This window comes from Pseudomonas sp. ICMP 8385 (assembly GCF_002699915.1).
Classification (GTDB): domain Bacteria; phylum Pseudomonadota; class Gammaproteobacteria; order Pseudomonadales; family Pseudomonadaceae; genus Aquipseudomonas; species Aquipseudomonas gessardii.
In genome coordinates, this window is sequence record NZ_LKBY01000097.1 from 62,518 (window position 1) to 83,531 (window position 21,014).

21 protein-coding genes are annotated in these 21,014 nt (G+C 61.5%); 14 read left to right on the forward strand and 7 right to left on the reverse strand.

The window, feature by feature from the left end; genetic code table 11:
- Positions 1-39 precede the first annotated feature (39 nt).
- The 9 genes from AO268_RS14000 to trpE all read left to right on the forward strand — a co-directional run bounded on the left by AO268_RS14000 (position 40) and on the right by trpE (position 9,828).
- Positions 40-669, forward strand: coding sequence for a response regulator (locus tag AO268_RS14000; RefSeq protein WP_076962223.1), 630 nt, complete (start codon positions 40-42; stop codon positions 667-669).
- 225 nt (positions 670-894) lie between these two features.
- Positions 895-2,007, forward strand: a complete 1,113-nt coding sequence (locus AO268_RS14005; protein WP_099169002.1) for an ABC transporter ATP-binding protein — start codon at positions 895-897, stop codon at positions 2,005-2,007.
- Between the two features lie 46 nt (positions 2,008-2,053).
- Complete coding sequence (locus AO268_RS14010; RefSeq protein ID WP_076962221.1) at positions 2,054-3,094, forward strand: ABC transporter substrate-binding protein; 1,041 nt, start codon at positions 2,054-2,056, stop codon at positions 3,092-3,094.
- A 157-nt stretch (positions 3,095-3,251) separates the two neighbouring features.
- The gene (locus AO268_RS14015; protein ID WP_099169003.1) at positions 3,252-4,499 is read left to right on the forward strand and encodes an ABC transporter permease; all 1,248 of its coding nucleotides are present in this window, start codon (positions 3,252-3,254) and stop codon (positions 4,497-4,499) included.
- A 12-nt stretch (positions 4,500-4,511) separates the two neighbouring features.
- On the forward strand, positions 4,512-5,339 hold the full coding sequence (locus AO268_RS14020; protein WP_076962219.1) for an ABC transporter permease: 828 nt from the start codon (positions 4,512-4,514) through the stop codon (positions 5,337-5,339).
- Between the two features lie 216 nt (positions 5,340-5,555).
- Positions 5,556-6,704, forward strand: coding sequence for an iron-containing alcohol dehydrogenase (locus AO268_RS14030; protein ID WP_099169004.1), 1,149 nt, complete (start codon positions 5,556-5,558; stop codon positions 6,702-6,704).
- Between the two features lie 84 nt (positions 6,705-6,788).
- Entirely contained in the window at positions 6,789-7,463 is a 675-nt protein-coding gene (gene rpe / locus AO268_RS14035; RefSeq protein WP_076962217.1) for a ribulose-phosphate 3-epimerase, read from the forward strand.
- On the forward strand, positions 7,460-8,278 hold the full coding sequence (locus AO268_RS14040; protein ID WP_099169005.1) for a phosphoglycolate phosphatase: 819 nt from the start codon (positions 7,460-7,462) through the stop codon (positions 8,276-8,278). The genes rpe and AO268_RS14040 overlap by 4 nt, the downstream gene beginning before the upstream one ends.
- A 68-nt stretch (positions 8,279-8,346) precedes the next feature.
- Positions 8,347-9,828 carry an anthranilate synthase component I gene (trpE, locus tag AO268_RS14045; protein ID WP_076962215.1) on the forward strand — a complete coding sequence of 494 codons (1,482 nt, stop codon included), beginning with the start codon at positions 8,347-8,349 and terminating at the stop codon, positions 9,826-9,828.
- A gap of 161 nt (positions 9,829-9,989) precedes the next feature.
- On the opposite strand, the gene estP is transcribed toward trpE, so the two are convergent.
- Positions 9,990-11,912 (reverse strand): esterase EstP, encoded by a 1,923-nt coding sequence (gene estP, locus AO268_RS14050; RefSeq protein WP_099169006.1) that lies wholly within the window; start codon positions 11,910-11,912, stop codon positions 9,990-9,992.
- A gap of 419 nt (positions 11,913-12,331) precedes the next feature.
- Here estP and AO268_RS14055 point away from each other — a divergent pair, with 419 nt between their 5' ends.
- The 4 genes from AO268_RS14055 to AO268_RS14070 all read left to right on the forward strand — a co-directional run bounded on the left by AO268_RS14055 (position 12,332) and on the right by AO268_RS14070 (position 15,665).
- Positions 12,332-12,925 carry an aminodeoxychorismate/anthranilate synthase component II gene (locus AO268_RS14055; RefSeq protein ID WP_076962213.1) on the forward strand — a complete coding sequence of 198 codons (594 nt, stop codon included), beginning with the start codon at positions 12,332-12,334 and terminating at the stop codon, positions 12,923-12,925.
- A gap of 9 nt (positions 12,926-12,934) precedes the next feature.
- A complete protein-coding gene (gene trpD / locus AO268_RS14060) occupies positions 12,935-13,984 on the forward strand; it encodes an anthranilate phosphoribosyltransferase (protein ID WP_076962212.1) in 1,050 nt (349 codons plus the stop codon).
- A complete protein-coding gene (gene trpC / locus AO268_RS14065) occupies positions 13,981-14,817 on the forward strand; it encodes an indole-3-glycerol phosphate synthase TrpC (protein ID WP_099169007.1) in 837 nt (278 codons plus the stop codon). The genes trpD and trpC overlap by 4 nt, the downstream gene beginning before the upstream one ends.
- 152 nt (positions 14,818-14,969) lie before the next feature.
- The gene (locus AO268_RS14070) at positions 14,970-15,665 is read left to right on the forward strand and encodes a lipoate--protein ligase family protein (protein ID WP_099169008.1); all 696 of its coding nucleotides are present in this window, start codon (positions 14,970-14,972) and stop codon (positions 15,663-15,665) included.
- Here the strand turns inward: AO268_RS14070 and crp are convergent.
- Entirely contained in the window at positions 15,662-16,309 is a 648-nt protein-coding gene (crp, locus tag AO268_RS14075; protein WP_076962209.1) for a cAMP-activated global transcriptional regulator CRP, read from the reverse strand. The genes AO268_RS14070 and crp overlap by 4 nt on opposite strands.
- Before the next feature lie 235 nt (positions 16,310-16,544).
- Between crp and AO268_RS14080 the strand changes: the two genes are divergently transcribed.
- Complete coding sequence (locus AO268_RS14080) at positions 16,545-16,967, forward strand: OsmC family protein (protein WP_029296755.1); 423 nt, start codon at positions 16,545-16,547, stop codon at positions 16,965-16,967.
- A gap of 56 nt (positions 16,968-17,023) precedes the next feature.
- Here AO268_RS14080 and coq7 read toward each other — a convergent pair whose 3' ends face one another.
- The 5 genes from coq7 to AO268_RS14105 all read right to left on the reverse strand — a co-directional run bounded on the left by coq7 (position 17,024) and on the right by AO268_RS14105 (position 21,013).
- A complete protein-coding gene (coq7, locus tag AO268_RS14085; protein WP_099169009.1) occupies positions 17,024-17,671 on the reverse strand; it encodes a 2-polyprenyl-3-methyl-6-methoxy-1,4-benzoquinone monooxygenase in 648 nt (215 codons plus the stop codon).
- 114 nt (positions 17,672-17,785) lie between these two features.
- On the reverse strand, positions 17,786-18,124 hold the full coding sequence (locus tag AO268_RS14090; RefSeq protein ID WP_032858506.1) for a histidine triad nucleotide-binding protein: 339 nt from the start codon (positions 18,122-18,124) through the stop codon (positions 17,786-17,788).
- Between the two features lie 46 nt (positions 18,125-18,170).
- A complete protein-coding gene (locus tag AO268_RS14095; protein ID WP_099169010.1) occupies positions 18,171-18,956 on the reverse strand; it encodes an SDR family NAD(P)-dependent oxidoreductase in 786 nt (261 codons plus the stop codon).
- Positions 18,957-19,019: 63 nt separating this feature from the next.
- Positions 19,020-19,982 carry a DUF805 domain-containing protein gene (locus tag AO268_RS14100; protein WP_099169011.1) on the reverse strand — a complete coding sequence of 321 codons (963 nt, stop codon included), beginning with the start codon at positions 19,980-19,982 and terminating at the stop codon, positions 19,020-19,022.
- Positions 19,983-20,050: 68 nt separating this feature from the next.
- The gene (locus AO268_RS14105; protein WP_099169012.1) at positions 20,051-21,013 is read right to left on the reverse strand and encodes an NAD(P)H-dependent flavin oxidoreductase; all 963 of its coding nucleotides are present in this window, start codon (positions 21,011-21,013) and stop codon (positions 20,051-20,053) included.
- Position 21,014 lies beyond the last annotated feature (1 nt).

Consider the following 21,014-nt stretch of genomic DNA (forward strand, 5'->3'; position numbering starts at 1 on the left):
AATGTCGGCGTTTAATCGCTATATAGAGAGGAAAGTCCCGTGATCCGCATATTGGTAGCCGAAGACCACACCATCGTCCGTGAAGGCATCAAGCAGTTGATCGGCCTGGCCAAGGACCTGCTGGTGGTCGGCGAGGCGGGGAACGGCGAACAGCTGTTGGAAGCCTTGCGCCATATTCCGTGCGAGGTGGTGTTGCTGGATATTTCCATGCCCGGGGTCAATGGCCTGGAAGCCATTGCCCGGATCCGCGCGCTGAACAATCCACCGGCCATCCTGGTGTTGTCGATGCATGACGAGGCACAAATGGCCGCCCGGGCGCTGAAGGTTGGCGCGGCAGGGTATGCCACCAAGGACAGCGACCCGGCGCTGTTGTTGACGGCGATCCGCAAGGTGGCCGCAGGGGGGCGCTATATCGACCCGGACCTGGCGGACCGCATGGTGTTTGAAGTCGGCCTCACCGATGCCCGGCCCTTGCACTCGCTGTTGTCCGAGCGTGAGTTCTCGGTGTTCGAGCGTTTGGCCCAGGGCGCCAACGTGAACGATATCGCCCAGCAACTGGCCTTGAGCAGCAAGACCATCAGCACTCACAAGGCGCGCTTGATGCAAAAGCTCAACATCACCTCCCTGGCGGAACTGGTGAAGTACGCGTTGGAGCACAAACTCCTGTAGGGACGTATCTATTCGCGACATCGCCCAAACCCCGGGAAGCCCGTGCTTGCAGCTTGTCGCTTGAAGCTTGCCGCTCAACTGTCCCCAGCCCGCCATCCGTGTAGGGCAATCCCTACCCCGAACCTTCCACCCGGCTGATGCCAATCTCTCCTGCGCCCCGATTTCCGGGGGCTTGCGCCTGGACTACGCTAGCGCCACAGCAGTCCAAAACAAAAAGGTGCGGGTATGAGTGAGGTGGATGCAAATGATGTGCTGGTCAGCTTTCGTGGTGTGCAGAAGAGCTACGACGGCGAGAACCTGATCGTCAAAGACCTCAACCTGGACATCCGCAAGGGCGAATTCCTCACCCTGCTGGGCCCGTCCGGCTCGGGCAAGACCACCAGCCTGATGATGCTCGCCGGCTTTGAGACGCCGACCGCCGGGGAAATCCTGCTGGCCGGGCGCTCGATCAATAATGTGCCGCCGCACAAGCGCGACATTGGCATGGTGTTCCAGAACTATGCGCTGTTCCCGCACATGACCGTGGCCGAGAACCTGGCGTTCCCTCTGACGGTGCGCGGCTTGAGCAAAACCGATGTCAGCGAGCGGGCCAAGCGCGTGCTGAGCATGGTCCAGCTCGACGCCTTCGCCCAGCGCTACCCGGCGCAACTCTCCGGCGGCCAGCAGCAGCGGGTGGCCCTGGCCCGCGCCCTGGTGTTCGAGCCGCAACTGGTACTGATGGACGAACCCCTCGGTGCCCTCGATAAACAGCTGCGTGAACATATGCAGATGGAGATCAAGCACCTGCACCAGCGCCTCGGTGTGACGGTGGTCTACGTGACCCACGATCAGGGCGAGGCGCTGACCATGTCCGACCGGGTGGCGGTGTTCCACCAGGGCGAGATCCAGCAGATCGCCCCGCCGCGCACCTTGTATGAGGAGCCGAAAAACACCTTCGTCGCCAACTTCATCGGCGAGAACAACCGCCTTAACGGCCGCCTGCACAGCCACACCGGCGAGCGTTGCGTGGTCGAGCTGGCGCGGGGCGAGAAGGTCGAGGCGCTGGCGGTGAATGTCGGGCAGATCGGCGGCCCGGTGACCCTGTCGGTACGCCCGGAGCGGGTCAGCCTCAACGGTTCCAGCCAGAGCTGCAACAACCGCTTCTCGGGCCGGGTGGCCGAATTTATCTACCTGGGCGACCACGTGCGCGTGCGCCTGGAAGTCTGCGGCAAGGCCGATTTCTTTGTGAAACAACCGATCGCCGAGCTGGACCCGGCGCTGACGGTCGGCGATGTGGTTCCGATTGGCTGGCAAGTCGAGCACGTTCGCGCACTCGACCCACTTCTAGAGGCGAATTGATCGCCCCCTTGGCTTCACCCAACCCTGCACGTGGAGAGAACAATAAATGTTGAGATCCCTGAAATTGACCGCCCTGGCCATTGGCCTGGCAGGTGCTTCACAGGTCATGGCCGGCCCGGACCTGACGGTGGTGTCGTTTGGCGGCGCGAACAAGGCGGCCCAGGTCAAGGCCTTCTATGCCCCGTGGGAAAGTGCGGGCAACGGCAAGATCATCGCGGGTGAATACAACGGCGAGATGGCCAAGGTCAAAGCCATGGTCGACACCAAGAGCGTGTCCTGGGACTTGGTGGAGGTCGAGTCGCCGGAATTGTCCCGTGGCTGTGACGAAGACATGTTCGAGCCGTTGGACCCGAAGCTGTTCGGCAACCCCGATGACTATGTGAAAGGCGCGATCCAGCCTTGCGGCGTGGGTTTCTTCGTGTGGTCCACGGTGATGGCGTACAACGCCGACAAATTGAAGACTGCGCCCACCGGTTGGGTGGATTTCTGGGATACCAAAAACTTCCCGGGCAAGCGTGGCCTGCGCAAAGGCGCCAAGTACACCCTGGAATTCGCCCTGATGGCTGACGGTGTGGCGCCCAAGGATGTCTATAAAGTGCTGGCCAGCAAAGATGGCCAGGACCGCGCCTTCAAGAAACTCGATGAGCTCAAGCCGTCGATCCAGTGGTGGGAAGCCGGCGCACAACCGCCGCAGTACCTGGCCTCGGGCGATGTGGTGATGAGTTCGGCCTACAATGGCCGGATCGCCGCCGTGCAAAAAGAGAGCAACCTGAAAGTGGTGTGGAACGGTGGCATCTACGATTTCGATGCCTGGGCGATCCCCAAGGGCCTCGGCAAGGAGCGCGCCGAAGCCGCGAAGAAATTCATCGCCTTCTCCGTCGCCCCGCAACAACAGAAAACCTACTCGGAAAACATCGCCTACGGCCCGGCCAATACCCAGGCTGTGCCGCTGCTGGCCAAGGACATCCTCAAGGATATGCCGACCACCCCGGAAAACATCGCCAACCAGGTGCAGATCGATGTGAGCTTCTGGGCGGATAACGGCGAGCAGTTGGAGCAGCGCTTCAATTCCTGGGCTGCCAAATAACAAGCCCCACCGCTTAACCCCTGTGGGAGCTGGCTTGCCTGCGATGGCATCACCTCGGTACACCTGACACACCGAGGCGCTGCCATCGCGGGCAAGCCCGGCTCCCACAAGGGGGCCTTTCACACGGGTTCCAACTGTAGATTTTCCGGAGTTTGCCATGGCCATCGCCGTTCCCTCGAACGAGGTCACCACCCCCAGCTTGAAACAGCGTCTGGCCCGTGCCGAGCGGCTTAACCGCTGGAAAGCCCAGGCGTTGATTGCGCCACTGGTGGTGTTTTTGCTGCTGGTGTTCCTGGTGCCCATCGTTGCGCTGCTCTACAAAAGCGTCGGTAACCCGGAAGTGGTCGCCGGCCTGCCGCGTACCGTGGTGGCGGTGACCGCCTGGGATGGTCGCGGCCTGCCCGACGAGCCGGTGTACCAGGCCATCAGCGAGGACCTGGGTGAAGCCCGTAAAAACCAGACCCTGGGCGACCTGTCCAAGCGCTTGAACATGGAACTGGCGGGCTACCGCAGCCTGTTGACCAAAACTGCGCGGGCGCTGCCGTTTAGCGAAGTGCCGGCCTCTTATAAAGAAGCGCTGGAAAACCTCGACGAGCGCTGGGGCGACCCCGCGTACTGGCAGGCCATCCGGCGCAACACCAGCAACCTGACGCCGTATTACCTGCTGGCGGCGGTCGATCACCGGATCGACGACCTCGGCGAAGTCGCCCCGGCCACGCCGGACCAGGCGATCTACCTCGATATCTTCGCCCGTACCTTCTGGATGGGCCTGGTGATTACCGTGTGCTGCCTGCTGCTGGCCTATCCGCTGGCGTACCTGCTGGCCAACCTGCCGGCGCGGCAAAGTAACCTGCTGATGATCCTGGTGCTGTTGCCCTTCTGGACTTCGGTACTGGTGCGCGTGGCCGCGTGGATTGTGTTGCTGCAGTCCGGCGGGCTGATCAACGGCGCGCTGATGGGCCTGGGCATCATCGATAAACCCCTGGAGTTGGTGTTCAACCGGCTGGGGGTCTACATCTCCATGGTGCATATCCTGTTGCCGTTCATGATCCTGCCGATCTACAGCGTGATGAAGGGCATTTCACCGACCTATATGCGTGCGGCGATCTCTTTGGGTTGTCATCCATTCGCCAGTTTCTGGCGGGTGTACTTCCCACAGACCTACGCGGGCGTAGGCGCCGGTTGCCTGTTGGTGTTTATTCTGGCGATTGGCTACTACATCACTCCGGCCCTGCTGGGCAGCCCGAACGACCAGATGGTTAGCTACTTCGTGGCGTTCTACACCAACACCAGCATCAACTGGGGCATGGCCACCGCGCTGGGCGGCTTGCTGCTGCTGGCGACCGTGGTGCTGTACCTGATCTACAACTGGCTGGTGGGCGCCAGCCGCCTGCGCCTGAGCTGAGGAGCGCCTCAAATGTCCAGTAGTCCTTATAGGTCACCCATCGAGCGGGTGTGGTTCTACAGCTTGCGGATCCTTTGCGGCTTGATCCTGTTGTTCCTGATCCTGCCAGTGCTGGTGATCATCCCGCTGTCATTCAACTCCGGGAGTTTCCTGGTGTACCCGCTGCAAGGGTTTTCGCTGCACTGGTACCAGGATTTCTTCGCCTCGGCGGAATGGATGCGCGCCTTGAAGAACAGCATCATCGTCGCGCCGGCGGCCACCGTACTGGCGATGGTGTTTGGCACGCTGGCGGCCATCGGCCTGACCCGTGGCCATTTTCCTGGCAAGGCGCTGGTGATGGCCCTGGTGATTTCGCCGATGGTGGTGCCGGTAGTGATTATCGGCGTGGCGAGCTACCTGTTCTTCGCCCCGCTGGGGCTGGGCAACAGCTTTTTTTCGCTGATCGTGGTGCATGCGGTGCTGGGCGTGCCCTTTGTGATCATTACCGTGTCGGCAACGTTGCAGGGCTTCAACCATAACCTGGTGCGGGCCGCAGCCAGCCTGGGGGCGTCGCCGTTGACCGCGTTTCGCCGGGTGACGCTGCCGCTGATTGCGCCGGGGGTTATTTCCGGGGCGCTGTTTGCCTTTGCCACCTCGTTTGATGAGGTGGTGGTGACCCTGTTTCTCGCCGGCCCCGAGCAGGCCACCTTGCCTCGGCAGATGTTCAGCGGCATCCGCGAAAACCTCAGCCCGACCATTGCCGCTGCGGCCACCTTGCTGATCGCCTTCTCGGTGGTGTTGTTGCTGACCCTGGAGTGGTTGCGTGGGCGCAGCGAAAAACTGCGTACGGCGCAGGTCTGACTGCTGAAACCCGATCATCTGTGGGAGCTGGCTTGCCTGCGATGGCATCGACTCGGTACACCTGAGGCACCGAGTCGATGCCATCGCAGGCAAGCCAGCTCCTACATTGAGCGTGCCCGCTCTGAATCATCTGACCATTCAGCCGCTCAATGGCAGACAACCCTTATCCCTCAGCTATTCTTGTGCCAGCCCCACAATTTACAAGAGGCCGCGCACATGAGTACCTCCTCATTCAAGATCGCCCACAAATTGCTCACCGGCCCAGGCGCCATCGAGCAATTGGCCGCCGAGCTGACCCGGCTGGATATCGATAACCCGTTGATCGTCACCGATGCCGCGCTGATCAAGTCTGGCACGGTGCAGCTGGCGTTGGCGCAGTTGGGCGATCGTCCCTACGAGATCTTCGACCGGGTGTTGCCCGACCCGGAGCTCGCGATCGTTGAAGACTGCATGCAGGCCTACCGTGACGGCGGGCATGACGGCCTGATCGGCCTGGGCGGTGGCAGCGCCATCGATATCGCCAAGAGCGTCGCCGCCTATGCCGGTTATCACGGCGCCCTGGCGGACCTGTTTGGCGTGGACCAGGTGCCGCGCAAGGGCCCGCCGCTGATCGCCATCCCGACCACGGCCGGCACCGGTTCGGAAGTGACCAATGTGGCGATTCTCTCGGACAAGGCCGCGCAATTGAAAAAAGGCATCGTCAGCGACTACCTGCTGCCGGATGTTGCGCTGATCAGCCCGCAAATGACCCTGACCTGCCCGCGTAGTGTCACGGCAGCCAGTGGCGTGGATGCCCTGGTGCATGCCATCGAGTCCTATCTGTCCCTGAATGCCTCGCCGATCACCGATGCCCTGGCCATTGGCGCGATCAAGTTGATCGCCAAGGCCTTGCCCAAGGCTTATGCCAACCCGGCCAACCTGCAGGCGCGTGACGATATGGCCACTGCCAGCCTGATGGCCGGCATGGCCTTCGGCAATGCCGGGGTGGGCGCGGTGCATGCGTTGGCCTACCCGTTGGGCGGGCGTTTCAATATTGCCCATGGGGTGGGCAATGCGTTGCTGCTGCCCTATGTGATGCACTGGAACAAGTTGGCCTGTGTCGAGCGTATGCAGGATGTCGCCCAGGCCATGGGGGTGAATATCACAGGCTTGAGCGTCAACGAGGCGGCCGACCAGGCGGTGGAGGCCATGACGCGACTGTGTGCCGCAGTGGAGATCCCATCCGGCCTGCGCAGCTTCGGCGTGCCCGAGGACGCGATCCCGGCCATGGCGCTAGAGGCGGCGGGTATCGAGCGGCTGATGCGCAACAACCCACGCAAGCTCAGCGCGGCGGATATCGAAAAAATCTACCGCGCTGCCTACTAGCCATTGAGTCAGGTCACGGTGCGCGCAGCAAAGCATGAGGTATACAATGCGCGCCATTGTGATTTAGCTCAGAAAAGGTGCGTCATGCAGCCCTTCGTTATTGCTCCATCGATCCTCTCCGCCGACTTCGCCCGCCTGGGTGAGGAAGTGGACAACGTATTGGCCGCCGGTGCCGACTTCGTGCACTTCGATGTCATGGACAACCACTATGTGCCAAACCTGACCATCGGCCCGATGGTCTGCGCGGCGCTGCGCAAGTACGGCGTGACTGCGCCTATCGATGTGCACCTGATGGTCAGCCCGGTGGACCGCATCATTGGCGACTTCATCGAGGCCGGTGCGACCTACATCACCTTCCACCCGGAAGCCACGCTGCATATCGACCGTTCCCTGCAACTGATCCGCGAAGGTGGCTGCAAGGCCGGCCTGGTGTTCAACCCGGCGACCCCGCTGGACACCCTCAAGTACGTGATGGACAAGGTCGACATGGTCTTGTTGATGAGCGTCAACCCAGGCTTTGGCGGGCAGAAGTTCATCCCCGGCACCCTCGACAAGCTGCGTGAAGCCCGTGCGCTGATCGATGCCTCTGGCCGCGATATCCGCCTGGAGATCGACGGTGGGGTCAATGTCCACAACATCCGCGACATCGCTGCGGCGGGCGCCGATACCTTCGTCGCCGGCTCGGCGATCTTCAACACCCCTGACTACCAGGCCGTGATCGGCAACATGCGTGCAGAACTGGCGCTGGCGCGTCCATGAGCGGTTTTGAGCAACTGTTTCCCGGTAAATTGCCGCGGCTGGTGATGTTCGACCTGGACGGCACCCTGGTCGATTCGGTGCCGGACCTGGCGGCTGCGGTGGATCACATGTTGCTCAAGCTGGGGCGCAAACCGGTTGGCATCGAGTCGGTGCGCGACTGGGTCGGCAACGGTGTGCACATGCTGGTGCGTCGGGCCCTGGCCAATCACATCGATGCCGAAGGCGTCGATGAGGTGGAGGCCGAGCACGCGCTGGAACTGTTCAACGCCGCCTACGAAGACGGCCACGAGCTGACCGTGGTTTACCCCGGCGTACGCGACACCCTCAAGTGGCTGCACAAGCAGGGCGTGGAAATGGCCCTGATCACCAACAAGCCGGAGCGCTTCGTCGCACCGTTGCTGGACCAGATGAAGATCGGCCGGTATTTCCGCTGGATCATTGGCGGCGATACCCTGCCACAGAAAAAGCCCGATCCGGCGGCGCTGTTCTTTGTGATGAAAATGGCCAATATCCCGGCCTCCCAGTCGTTGTTTATCGGCGATTCGCGCAGCGATGTGCTGGCCGCAAAAGCCGCGGGCGTGCAGTGCGTGGCCCTGAGCTACGGCTACAACCATGGCCGACCGATTGCCGAAGAGTCACCGGCGCTGGTCATTGATGACCTGCGACAGCTAATCCCCAGTTGCCTGGGAGCGGGCGCTGAGATAACGTTGCCCGACGCTGTCCCATCCCCTTCTGGAAATCCCATCGTGGTGGTCACTCGCAAACTCTGGATGAAAGTCATCAAGGCCCTGGCCCGCTGGCGTTGGCGCGCCTGACTGATCCTGGCCGCGCTGCGGCACGTTTGCCTACCTGACTGTTAGACCCTCACGCCACGAGGCACCTCATGATCCGCGAAGAATTCCTGCGTTTGGCCGCTGCCGGCTACAACCGCATCCCCATGGCCCGGGAAACCCTGGCCGACTTCGATACGCCGCTGTCGATCTACCTGAAACTGGCCGACGAGCCCAATTCCTACCTGCTGGAATCGGTGCAGGGCGGCGAGAAGTGGGGGCGTTACTCGATCATCGGCCTGCCGTGCCGCACGGTTTTGCGGGTGCACGACCATCACGTCAGCATCACCCATGACGGCGTCGAGATCGAAAGCCACGATGTGCAAGACCCGCTGGCATTCGTCGAAGATTTCAAGGCGCGCTACAACGTGCCGACCATCCCTGGCCTGCCGCGGTTCAATGGCGGCCTGGTGGGGTATTTCGGCTACGACTGCGTACGTTACGTGGAACAGCGCCTGGGCAAATGCCCGAACCCCGATCCGTTGGGCGTGCCGGACATCCTGCTGATGGTGTCCGACGCGGTCGTGGTGTTCGACAACCTGGCCGGCAAGATGCACGCGATCGTCCTGGCCGACCCGGCCCAGGCCGATGCGTTCGAGCAAGGCCAGGCCAGCCTCGAAGCCCTGCTGGACAAGCTGCGCCAGCCGATCACCCCGCGTCGCGGCCTGGACCTCAGCCGTCCACCGGCGGCCGACCCGGTGTTTCGCTCCAGCTTTACCCAGGATGACTACGAGCGCGCAGTCGAGACCATCAAGCAATACATCCTCGCCGGTGACTGCATGCAAGTGGTGCCGTCGCAGCGCATGTCCATCGACTTCAAGGCGGCGCCCATCGACCTGTACCGGGCGCTGCGCTGTTTCAACCCGACGCCGTACATGTACTTCTTCAACTTTGGCGACTTCCACGTGGTGGGCAGCTCGCCGGAAGTGCTGGTGCGCGTCGAAGACAACCTGATCACCGTGCGCCCGATTGCCGGTACGCGCCCCCGTGGTGCGACCGAAGAGGCCGACCTGGCGCTTGAAGAAGACCTGCTGTCGGACGACAAGGAAATCGCCGAGCACTTGATGCTCATCGACCTGGGGCGTAACGACACCGGGCGCGTTTCGGAAATTGGCTCGGTGAAACTCACCGAGAAGATGGTGATCGAGCGTTATTCCAACGTGATGCACATCGTGTCCAACGTCACCGGCGAGCTGAAGGCCGGCCTGACGGCGATGGATGCGCTGCGCGCCATTCTGCCGGCGGGCACCTTGTCTGGCGCGCCGAAGATCCGCGCGATGGAAATCATCGACGAACTGGAGCCGGTCAAGCGTGGTGTCTACGGCGGCGCCGTGGGCTATTTTGCGTGGAATGGCAACATGGACACCGCCATTGCGATCCGCACGGCGGTGATCAAGGACGGCGAACTGCATGTGCAGGCGGGCGGCGGGATCGTGGCTGACTCGGTGCCGGCCCTTGAGTGGGAAGAAACCCTGAACAAGCGCCGGGCGATGTTCCGTGCGGTGGCGTTGGCTGAGCAGACGCCGCAAGACTGACGGTCGATCCCGAGCTAAATGTGGGCTTGTGTGGGAGCGGCGGTGCGACGATTCGACTTGCCCGCGATTGCGGAGTGTCAGCCAATAAATCTGGCACTGATACACCGCTATCGCGAGCAAGCTCGCTCCCACATTAGTTTTATGTTGTTCTTACGACCGGTTTAGAAATCCAGGCTCACCCCGACACTGACCCCTTGCTGGGTCAGGCTGTCATCCTTCCTCACGTTATACGCCGCGCGCAACGCCAGTTCCTCAGTCAGCTTGTGGCTGACCCCGAGACTCAAGCGCTCCGAATTGCTGCGAGGCGTGTAGCCGTCCAGCTTGAAATCGATCCCCTGCACGCTGTTGAGCGAAATATTCACCTTTTGGGTGTCATTCTCGAACTCATGCTCGTGAGCCACTTCGCCAAACACCTGGGTGTGCGGGGTGACGCGGTAGCTGCCCTGCAGGCCAACGCCCAGGCGCCTGGAGTCGCGCTGCTGATCATCAAAGGTCAGCGCGGTGGAGCGGTTGCCTTTTTCCCCGTAGCCATCGACTTCGACCCGCGCATAGTCGGCGCTGATGAACGGTGACAGGTGCCAATCGCTACCGACCCCGGCAATGTCATAGCCCACGCGGCCGCTCAAGGCCCAGAGCCAGCCATCGGTGTCGCCTGTTTCTGAGCCTTCGCTGACGCCCAGGGCGAACTTGCGCTTGAGGCTGTCGAAGTCCAGCCGGCCGCCGGTCAGCGCGGCATCGGCCCACCAGTGATTGTGCTGATATTGCGCGAATGCACTGCCCATGTAGCTGTTGAGCTTGTAGTCCGAGTCGCTGGTGCCGGCTTCGAGCGTCTGGCGATACAGCCCGGCCGCCACGCCTACGCGCCAACCCTCGTCGAGGCGATAGCTGGTGCCGACATTCAGGTTGTAGCCACTGCCGTCGCCACTGGCCGAGCGGCCTTGACCGTCGAAGTCCAGGCGCTGGCCACCACCGGCGACAATCGCGCGCCATTGGCCAACGGCCTGCCAGTTGCCGTTGTCCGCCTGCCATTGGTTGCGCAATTCATCCTGATGGGCGCGCAGGGTGCCTTGGGCCATCTCTGGCAGCAAGGTCAGTTCCCAGGGGGCGGCGAGCAGCGAATAGGCGTAGTCGGCGATCAAGCGTTGCCCGGCAATGGTCGGGTGGACCGAGTCGTTGTAGATCAGCTTGGTCGGGTCCGGTTGGGTGCCGCCAATGCCATAGGTCGGGTTGGCGGTGCAGCCGTTACCACTGAAGCAGGTGCCGGTCAGGTTCTGCCCGGTCGCCAGGCCAAATCGGCCCGGGTCGGCGAAGGACTCCTGCAACAGCAGTGGGATATTCAATGGGATGATCTGGGCATCGATCTGCGACAGGCGCTGGACCAAGGCCTGATTGAAAATAGTGCTCAGGGCGGAGGTTGCTGCCTGCTGCGGCGTGCCGTTGATGGCGGGTGTCAGGCCCAGGTCGGGCAGCATCCACACCATGATGTAGCGTGCGCCGGCTTGTTGCAGGGCCTGGGCGCTGTCGGCCAGGCGCCCGCCGGCGGCTACGGCCTGGCCTGGGCTAAGGACGCGTTGTTGCAGGAAGTCATTACCGCCACCGGACAGAAAATACAGCGCCTTGGGGTCGGCGCGGCCCCCGTTTGCGGGCAGATAACCCTGGCGACTGCGCAACACCGTGCCCGCGCCCGTATTGCCGGGAGGGATCGCGGTGTTGGAGACCTGGGTGATGGAATCGAGGATGTTGTCGGTACGGTAGCCGCCGACCGCCCAGTTGTTGCCGTCAGGCAAGCCTTGCACCGCGCGAACCGGTGAGGTCGAGGCATTCAGGTCGTTTGGCGCGACCCCCAGTTTCGAGCCCAGCAGGGTCGATGAAACCAGGCCATAGTCACCCTGGAATGTAGGGCCGGTGCGGTTGGTAAAGCGCAGGGTCGCGCCGGACACACCATCGGGAAACTGGCCCGCGTCTGCCAGGCTATCGCCGAAAACGACCATAGTTGAATAAGGTGAAGGCGCTGCAAACGCTTGTGCGCAGGCCAGTGACAAGAGGCAGCCGGTCAGGGGCGCAACAAAAGAGGGTCTGGGCATAGGGCATTCCATGTGATTGTTTTTGTATCGGAAGTGAAACACTAGCAATGTAGTGGGAGTTCCCTGTGGGGAAAATCGTTTTTTCCTACAAACCCTTGGTCATAGCCCCCGTATTTGCTGCTCCATATTGCACCGTCGGCGAGGCTACGTTACTGTGCCTGAACGTATGAATGAGACCCTCCCCGTGTTGATCATCAGCAAACTCTTGATGCGAGTAGTCAAGGCACACGCCCGTTGGCGTTGGCGCGCCTGAATTTTCTCTGCCGGCCCGGCCGGACCTGTACCGATTTGCCTTCTTCACCCGTTGTTCGACGCCCCTTGCCGGCTGACCCCGGCAACCGGAACGTGCGTCTGGCAGCGGGTCACGCTCTTGGAAGGCAGTCATCCAAAATCAGTGAATTCAAGAGGTTTGAACCCACATGTTGCTGATGATTGATAACTACGACTCCTTTACCTACAACGTTGTGCAATACCTGGGCGAGCTTGGTGCCGAGGTCAAGGTGGTGCGCAACGATGAAATGACAGTGGCGCAGATTGCCGCCCTGAATCCTGAGCGCATCGTGGTTTCCCCAGGCCCCTGCACGCCGACCGAAGCGGGCATCTCCCTGGACGCCATCCGCTTTTTTGCCGGCAAGCTGCCGATTCTCGGGGTTTGCCTGGGCCACCAGTCCATCGGCCAGGCGTTTGGTGGCGACGTGGTGCGCGCCCGCCAGGTGATGCACGGCAAGACCAGCCCGGTGTTCCATAATGATCAAGGTGTGTTCCAGGGCTTGAACCTGCCGGTGACGGTGACCCGCTACCACTCACTGGTGGTCAAGCGCCAGACCTTGCCCGAGTGCCTGGAACTGACGGCCTGGACCCAGCTGGAAGACGGCTCGGTCGACGAGATCATGGGCCTGCGGCACAAGACACTGAATGTCGAAGGGGTGCAGTTTCACCCCGAATCAATCCTGACCGAGCAGGGCTACGAGCTGTTCGCCAACTTTCTCAAGCAGAGCGGCGGCACGCGCTAAGGACTTTCCATGGATATCAAGACTGCCCTGAGCCGTATCGTCGGCCATCTGGACCTGAGCACCGCTGAGATGAGCGATGTCATGCGCGAAATCATGACCGGCCAATGCACCGATGCGCAGATTGGCGCCTTTATGATGGCCATGCGTATGAAGAGCGAGAGCATCGACGAAATCGTCGGCGCCGTCTCGGTGATGCGTGAACTGGCGGACAAGGTCGAGCTCAAGACCCTCGACGGTGTGGTCGATGTGGTTGGCACCGGCGGCGATGGTGCGAATATTTTCAACGTCTCGACGGCGTCCTCCTTCGTGGTGGCGGCTGCCGGCTGCACCGTGGCCAAGCACGGCAACCGTGCCGTCTCCGGCAAGAGCGGCAGTGCCGACCTGCTGGAAGCGGCCGGGATCTACCTGAACTTGACACCGGTGCAGGTGGCGCGCTGCATCGACAACGTCGGCATCGGCTTTATGTTTGCCCAGTCCCACCATGGGGCGATGAAGCACGCCGCCGGCCCGCGCAAGGACCTGGGCCTGCGCACCCTGTTCAACATGCTTGGCCCGCTTACGAATCCGGCCGGTGTGAAACATCAGGTGGTGGGCGTGTTCAGCCAGGCGCTGTGCCGGCCATTGGCCGAAGTTCTGCAGCGCCTGGGCAGCAAGCATGTGCTGGTGGTGCACTCCAAGGATGGCCTGGACGAGTTCAGCCTGGCGGCCCCGACCTTTGTGGCCGAGTTGAAGAACGATCAGGTCACCGAATACTGGGTCGAGCCAGAAGACCTCGGCATGAAGAGCCAGAGCCTGCATGGCCTGGCGGTGGACAGCCCGGCGGCGTCCCTGGAATTGATTCGCGATGCCCTGGGGCGTCGCAAGACCGAAAACGGCCAGAAAGCGGCCGAGATGATTGTTCTGAATGCTGGCGCGGCACTTTATGCAGCCGATCACGCCTATAGTCTTACAGAAGGTGTCGCCTTGGCCCACGATGCGCTGCATACGGGTCTGGCTCGCGAAAAGCTCGAAGAGCTGGGAGCATTCACGGCCGTATTCAAGATGGAGAATGAAGGATGAGCGTGCCAACAGTTCTGGAAAACATCCTCGCCCGCAAAGTTGAAGAAGTGGCCGAACGCCGCGCACGGGTGAGCCTGGCCGAGTTGGAAAGCCTGGCAAAAAGCGCCGAGGCACCCCGCGGTTTTGCCAATGCCCTGGTCACCCAGGCCAAGCTCAAGCAGCCAGCGGTGATCGCCGAGATCAAAAAGGCCTCGCCGAGCAAAGGCGTGATCCGCGAGCACTTCGTGCCAGCAGAGATTGCGGCCAGCTATGAGAAGGGCGGGGCGACTTGCCTTTCGGTGCTCACCGACATTGACTACTTCCAGGGCTCCGACGCTTACCTGCAACAAGCCCGCGCCGCGTGCAAGTTGCCGGTGATCCGCAAGGACTTCATGATCGACCCGTACCAGATCGTCGAAGCGCGGGCGTTGGGCGCGGATTGTGTGTTGCTGATCGTGTCGGCCTTGGGCGACGGGCAGATGGCCGAGCTGGCGGCAGTTGCCAAAGGCGTGGGCCTGGATGTGCTGGTCGAAGTCCATGACGGTGACGAACTGGAGCGTGCGCTGAAAACCCTTGATACACGGCTGGTGGGGGTCAATAACCGCAACCTGCACACCTTTGAAGTCAACCTGGAAACCACCCTGGACCTGCTGCCGCGCATTCCCCGCGACCGCCTGGTGATTACCGAGAGCGGGATCGTCAATCGCGCGGATGTGGAGTTGATGGAAATCAGCGACGTCTACTCGTTCCTGGTCGGCGAGACCTTTATGCGGGCGGAGAATCCTGGGGCGGAGTTGCAGCGCCTGTTTTTCCCGGAGCGTGGCCTGCCGGTCAGTGGTTCGACGCTGGATTGATCCAAAAGGGGCTCACTTTGGGAGCTGGCTTGTGTGGGAGCTGGCTTGCCTGCGATAGCATCACCTCGGTGCAACAGAGACACCGAGGCGACAGCATCGCAGGCAAGCCAGCTCCCACATTTTTTGTGTTTATTCAGAAAGGTAGGTGTTCGATGATCCAACCCGTAGCGATGACCGTTGAAGCAGGCCTTGCCGCCGAGCAGGACTTGCTGGCTGCCGTCTGCGCGGGTGAGCAATCCTTCGGCCTGCTGTTCTGGCAACCCAGCGACCAGGCCCTGGTGATGCCTCGTCGCCTAAGCCGCTTGCCTGCGTTTGAAGCGGCGAGCCAGGTATCGGCCGCCCACGGTTGGCCGGTGTTGCTACGGGAAACCGGCGGTGAACCGGTGCCGCAATCGAGCGCCACGGTCAATATCGCCCTGGTCTACGCACCGCCGCGCAGTGAGGGCGACCAGGGCCGGATTGAAACCGGCTACTTGCGTCTGTGCCAACCCATCTGTGACCTGCTGACCGAATTGGGTGGCGATGCCTCCGTGGGCGAAATCGACGGGGCCTTTTGCGATGGCCGCTATAACGTCAACCTCGACGAGCGCAAGATGGTCGGTACGGCCCAGCGCTGGCGCCAGAGTGGTGGGCGCCCGGTGGGCCTGGTGCATGGCGCGCTGTTGCTGGATAACCATCGCGAGGAACTGATTGCGGCGGTCAACCGCTTCAATCAGGCGTGCGGCCTGGAGCAGCGGGTGCGCGCCGACAGCCATATCGCCTTGCATGAAGCTTTTGCTGCGCCGGATGCCATCAGCCGCCTCGACGGTTTATACCGGCAGATGCTGGCGCAGGTCTTTGCGCCCTAGCGAGTACCGAACACTACCATCGTCTTGCCTTTGACGTGCACCAGGTTGCGCTCTTCCAGATCCTTGAGCACTCGACCGACCATCTCCCGCGAACAACCGACGATCCGCCCGATCTCCTGGCGAGTAACCTTGATCTGCATGCCGTCGGGATGGGTCATGGCATCGGGCTGCTTGCACAGTTCCAGCAGGCAGCGGGCCACGCGCCCGGTGACGTCGAAGAACGCCAGGTCGCCGACTTTGCGCGTGGTGTTGCGCAAGCGCTGGGCAATCTGGCCGCTCAGAGCGTAGAGGATGTCGGGGTCCTGTTGGGCCAGCTCGCGAAACTTCGTGTAGCTGATTTCTGCGACCTCGCACTCGATCTTGGCCCTTACCCAGGCGCTGCGTTCCTGTTCTTTCCCGGCTTGCTCAAACAGGCCCAGCTCCCCGAAAAAATCACCGGTATTGAGGTAGGCGATGATCATTTCGCGGCCGTCTTCATCCTCGATCAGGATCGTGACTGAACCTTTGATAATAAAGAACAGGGTTTCCGAGCGTTCCCCGGCGCAGATGATGTTCTGCTTGGCCGGATAGCGCCGACGCTGACAATGGGTCAGCAACTTATCGAGGTTCTTGATCTTGGGTGTGGGGGGGGTAATAGCAACCATGGTTGTATCCCGAAAAGACTGCACGGTGTGGTTGGACGTGTATTTTTTATCGAGCGAGGTCCATCCAGTGGATGGCAATGCGCCATTGATTTGGCGCCAGCTTAACAGACACATTCTGACTCGATCAGGGAATTTACCTATCAACGCCCACTGTTGATCGTGTTCCGGCAGAACACTGCGCTCGCGGGGGCCTGTGATAAGCTGACGCCCCTTTTTTAGCAGTGGAGTCTGGGCGATGAAGGCACGCATCCAATGGGCGGGCGAAGCCATGTTCCTCGGTGAGTCGGGCAGTGGTCATGTGGTGGTCATGGACGGCCCGCCAGAAGCCGGTGGCCGCAATCTGGGGGTACGTCCCATGGAAATGCTCCTGCTCGGCGTGGGTGGCTGCAGCAACTTCGATGTGGTCAGTATCCTGAAGAAGTCGCGCCAGGCAGTGGAAAGCTGCGAAGCCTTTCTGGAGGCCGAGCGCGCGACTGAAGACCCGAAGGTATTCACCAAGATCCATATGCATTTTGTGGTCAAGGGGCGTGCGCTGAAGGAAGCGCAGGTCAAGCGGGCCATCGAACTGTCGGCGCAGAAGTACTGCTCGGCCTCGATCATGCTCGGCGCGGCCGGTGTGGCCATTACTCATGATTACGAGATCATTGAGTTGGGTTGATCACAGGACCTGCTGGCAAAAAGAAAGGGCGCTTTGCAAGCGCCCTTTTTTGCAGTTCAGATTCGGTAGGTGCTCTTGGTCATGACCTTGGCCATCAGGCTCATGCCAAACCTCACTGGCGCCGGGAAGCGGAAACCGCCGGCATCCAGCGCGCTTTCTGCGTGCTGCTCTTCATCGATACGCATCTGCTCAAGAATCGCCCGGGATTTTTCGTCCGCGGCCGGCAGTTGTTCCAGATGCTCATCCAGGTGCTTGCACACCTGATGTTCGGTGGCGGCGACAAAACCCAGGCTGACCTTGTCGCTGATCAAGCCAGCAGCGGCACCGATACCAAACGACAGCCCATAAAACAGTGGGTTCAGCACACTGGGGTGGCTGCCCAACTGACGGATACGTTGCTCACACCAGGCCAGGTGGTCGATTTCTTCCTCGGCCGCATGCTCCATGGCTGCGCGCACTTGCGGCAGCTTGGCGGTCAGGGCCTGGCCCTGGTACAGCGCCTGGGCACAGACTTCACCGGTATGGTTGATACGCATCAGGCCAGCGACATGCCGGGTATCCGTCTGGCTCATTTGTGCTTCGGGTTGCACGATGGCCGGTGATGGGCGATACGGCTGGCCGCTGAAGGGCAGCAGCGTACGCATGGCGGTGTCGGCTTGCAGCAACAGTCGGTCAATCGGCGAGTAGTGACGCTGGGTAGTCATGCTGACCTCCGGGAAAAATCTCGGCGGCCAGTTTACCGCAAGAGAGGGGTGTGCGTTTGCGCTGGGTCATGCTTCTTGCAGGGGCCGGCAAGCCGGCTCCTGCAATGGGGGGCCTCAGCCCGGTGGCCAGTTCATCTGGCGTTGACCCAATACGTGCATATGAATGTGATAGACGGTCTGGCCGCCATCCTCATTGCAGTTCATCACCACACGAAAGCCTTTTTCACAGCCTTGTTCCACGGCCAGGCGCTGGGCGGTGAACAGGATATGCCCAGCCAGGCCCTTGTCTTCTTCCGTAAGGTCGTTGAGGGTGCGGATCGGTTTTTTCGGAATCACCAGGAAATGCACGGGGGCCATTGGCGCAATATCGTGGAAGGCCAGGACCTGGTCATCCTCGTAGATAATCCTCGCGGGTATTTCTCTGTTGATGATCTTGGTGAACAGAGTATCCACAGCTGTTTCTCCATTATGAAAGTGCAGGGTGAGTGTACTCAGCAGGTCAGCGCGGGCAATAGGCTTTGTTGATGGCGCCGGCAATCTTGCGGGTCAACCAGCGCGGGCTCAAGCGCGGGCTGAATGCCAGCCAGCGGTTACGGCGACCGGGAATAATGATCGCTTTGTTCTTTGCCAGGGCACGCACGGTGTGCAGCGCCACTTCTTCCGGGCTCATCAGTTGTTGACGGTCCAGCTTGGCAGTGTCCATCTGCGCGGTGCCGAAGAAGGCGGTGCGTGTCGGGCCGGGGCAGAGCACTGAAACCTTGATGCCACAGCTCTTCAGCTCTTCGCGCAGGCCTTCGGAAAAGTGCAGCACATAGGCCTTACTGGCGTAATAGGTGCTCATCCACGGCCCCGGCTGGAAGGCCGCGACCGAGGCGACGTTGAGGATCTGCCCCCCACCGTGCAGGGCCATGGCATTACCCAGCGCGTGGCACAGGCGGGTCAGGGCCAGGATGTTGACCTCGATCAGGTCCTGCTCGGTCATCCAGTCCTGGGCCAGGAACGGGCCGCTGGTGCCCATGCCGGCGCAGTTGACCAGCAAGTCGATCTGCCGCTCGCCTTCTTCCAGCTCCAGCAGGAACCCCGAAAGCCGCAATGGCTCACCCAGGTCGCAGGCGCGGAACAACACTTCGACGCCAAAGCGTTGGGTCAGCTCTATGGCAATACTTTCCAACTGATCACGCTGGCGGGCCACCAGAATCAAGCTGCGGCCGCGACGGGCCAGTGCTTCGGCCAGGGCCAGGCCGATGCCGCTGGAGGCGCCGGTGATCAGAGCGTAACGGGTCATGCGTTTCTCCATCGCAACGCCACCGGGCCTGCGACAGATGCGTCACAGGCGTGGGGCGTTTCTTCATTCTTCTGGAGAGTCTACAGGTTCGGCTGCTTCGGCAGCACTTTGCACATCTTCTTCACCGGCGATGACGCTCTGGTCAGCTTCATCATCGGTGCTCATGGCGCTGCTTTCGTAGCCGCTGTCCACGCTGGTTTCCAGTTGGTCCAGATAACCACTCATGCCCAGCATCACTGCGGCGGCGAATATCAGCGGGATGATTGCCAGCCACAGAGTGGCCAGGACTTTCACGGCGGTGGAGTTGCGTGGCGGTGGCGCACCATATTGGTTGGCGCCCGCATTGCCTGGCAGCACAATCAGCAGGATCGGGAAAATGCTGCCTACGATCGGCACCAGGTTCAGGAACCATAACCACCCGGACCAGCCCAGGTCATGCAGGCGTTGCACGGTGATCTGGACACTGATCCACACAGAGGCCACAAACAGGGCGGTACCGAGCAGTGAGCCAATGATGATTGCGGCCGTGGGGGAGACGGCCGCAACACCCAGGCCAACCGTGAACAGGGCACCAACGATGGCTGACAAGACCATACTCAAGACCAGCGTCCAGGCGAGGAAGCGCAGGCGACCTATCCGCCCGTTGATGGTGAAGACCTTTAGGGTGGAAAACTCAGGAAGGTTATCCCCCACGGCTGCGCGCGGCGGTGCATACGGCGACGCGGCCGGGCGCGAAAAGTCAGAGGCGCCGGAATCGGTCTCGTGGGTTTCGGCCAGGTTGAAGGCCACGGGTTGTTCGGCTTCGATACGTGCATCAACCCCGGCGTTTTTCAAGGCGGCCAGGTAGGTTTCGGCATCGGGGTGGGACAGGTCGCGTTTGAGCGCAACCGGGCGCCCGGTGAAGAGCTTTTCGATCGCCTCGACTTCGCTTTTGAACAGTTCGGCCAGGTTCAGCTTGGCGGTGGTGCTTTCGACACCCGGGAGCAGGGCTCCATCAAACACAATCTTGAAACGGTTGTCGCTCATGCGGGCATCCTTGTCACTTTTCAGGGGGTAATGCAGGCCTGCTTCAATGGGCAGGCCTGGCGGGTATGTCAGCGTGGCCAGCGCAATTGTGCTGCTTGCTCGCGGGCCTTGCGGTATTCGGCATCGAGGCGGGCAACCAGTTCATCGACACTGGGTAAATCGTTAATCTCACCCACGCCCTGGCCGGCGGACCAGACCGTCTTCCAGGCTTTTGCCTCGTCGCTGAGGGGCTTGAGCTTGGCGCCAAAGTTGACTTCACCCTTGCCTTGCAGGGCGGCGAGGTCGAAACCGGCGTTTTCCAGGCTCTGACGCATAAAGCTCGCCGGCACGCCGGACACCGCCGGAGTGTGCACGATATCGGCCGCGCGCGATGTGAGCAGCATCTCTTTATAGGCATCGGGGGCGTGGCTTTCAGTGGTGCCGATAAAGCGCGTGCCGAAATAGGCGAGATCGGCACCGAGCAATTGCGCGGCGAGGATTTCGTGCCCATGGTTCAGGCAGCCGGCCAGCAGCAGGGTCTTGTCGAAGAACTGGCGGATTTCGGCGATCAGCGAGAACGGACTCCAGGTGCCGGCATGGCCACCGGCTCCCGCTGCCACGGCGATCAGCCCGTCGACACCGGCTTCGGCAGCTTTTTCGGCATGGCGCCGGGTGGTGACGTCATGGAACACCAGGCCGCCGTAGCTGTGTACGGCGTCTACCAATTCTTTGACCGCGCCCAGGCTGGTGATGACGATCGGCACCTTGTGCTCGACACAGATCGCCAGGTCAGCCTCAAGGCGCGGGTTGCTGTGGTGCACGATCAGGTTGACCGCGTAGGGCGCGGGGTTGTCCAGCAGCGCCAGGCCCGCCTCGATTTCTTCCAGCCAGGCCTTGAAACCACTGCTTTCGCGTTGGTTGAGTGCCGGGAAGCTCCCGACCACGCCATTGCGGCAGCACGCCAGGACCAGTTGTGGGTTGGAAATCAGGAACATCGGCGCAGCCACCACGGGCAGGCGCAGACGTTGTTCTAGCAAAGCGGGCAGCGACATT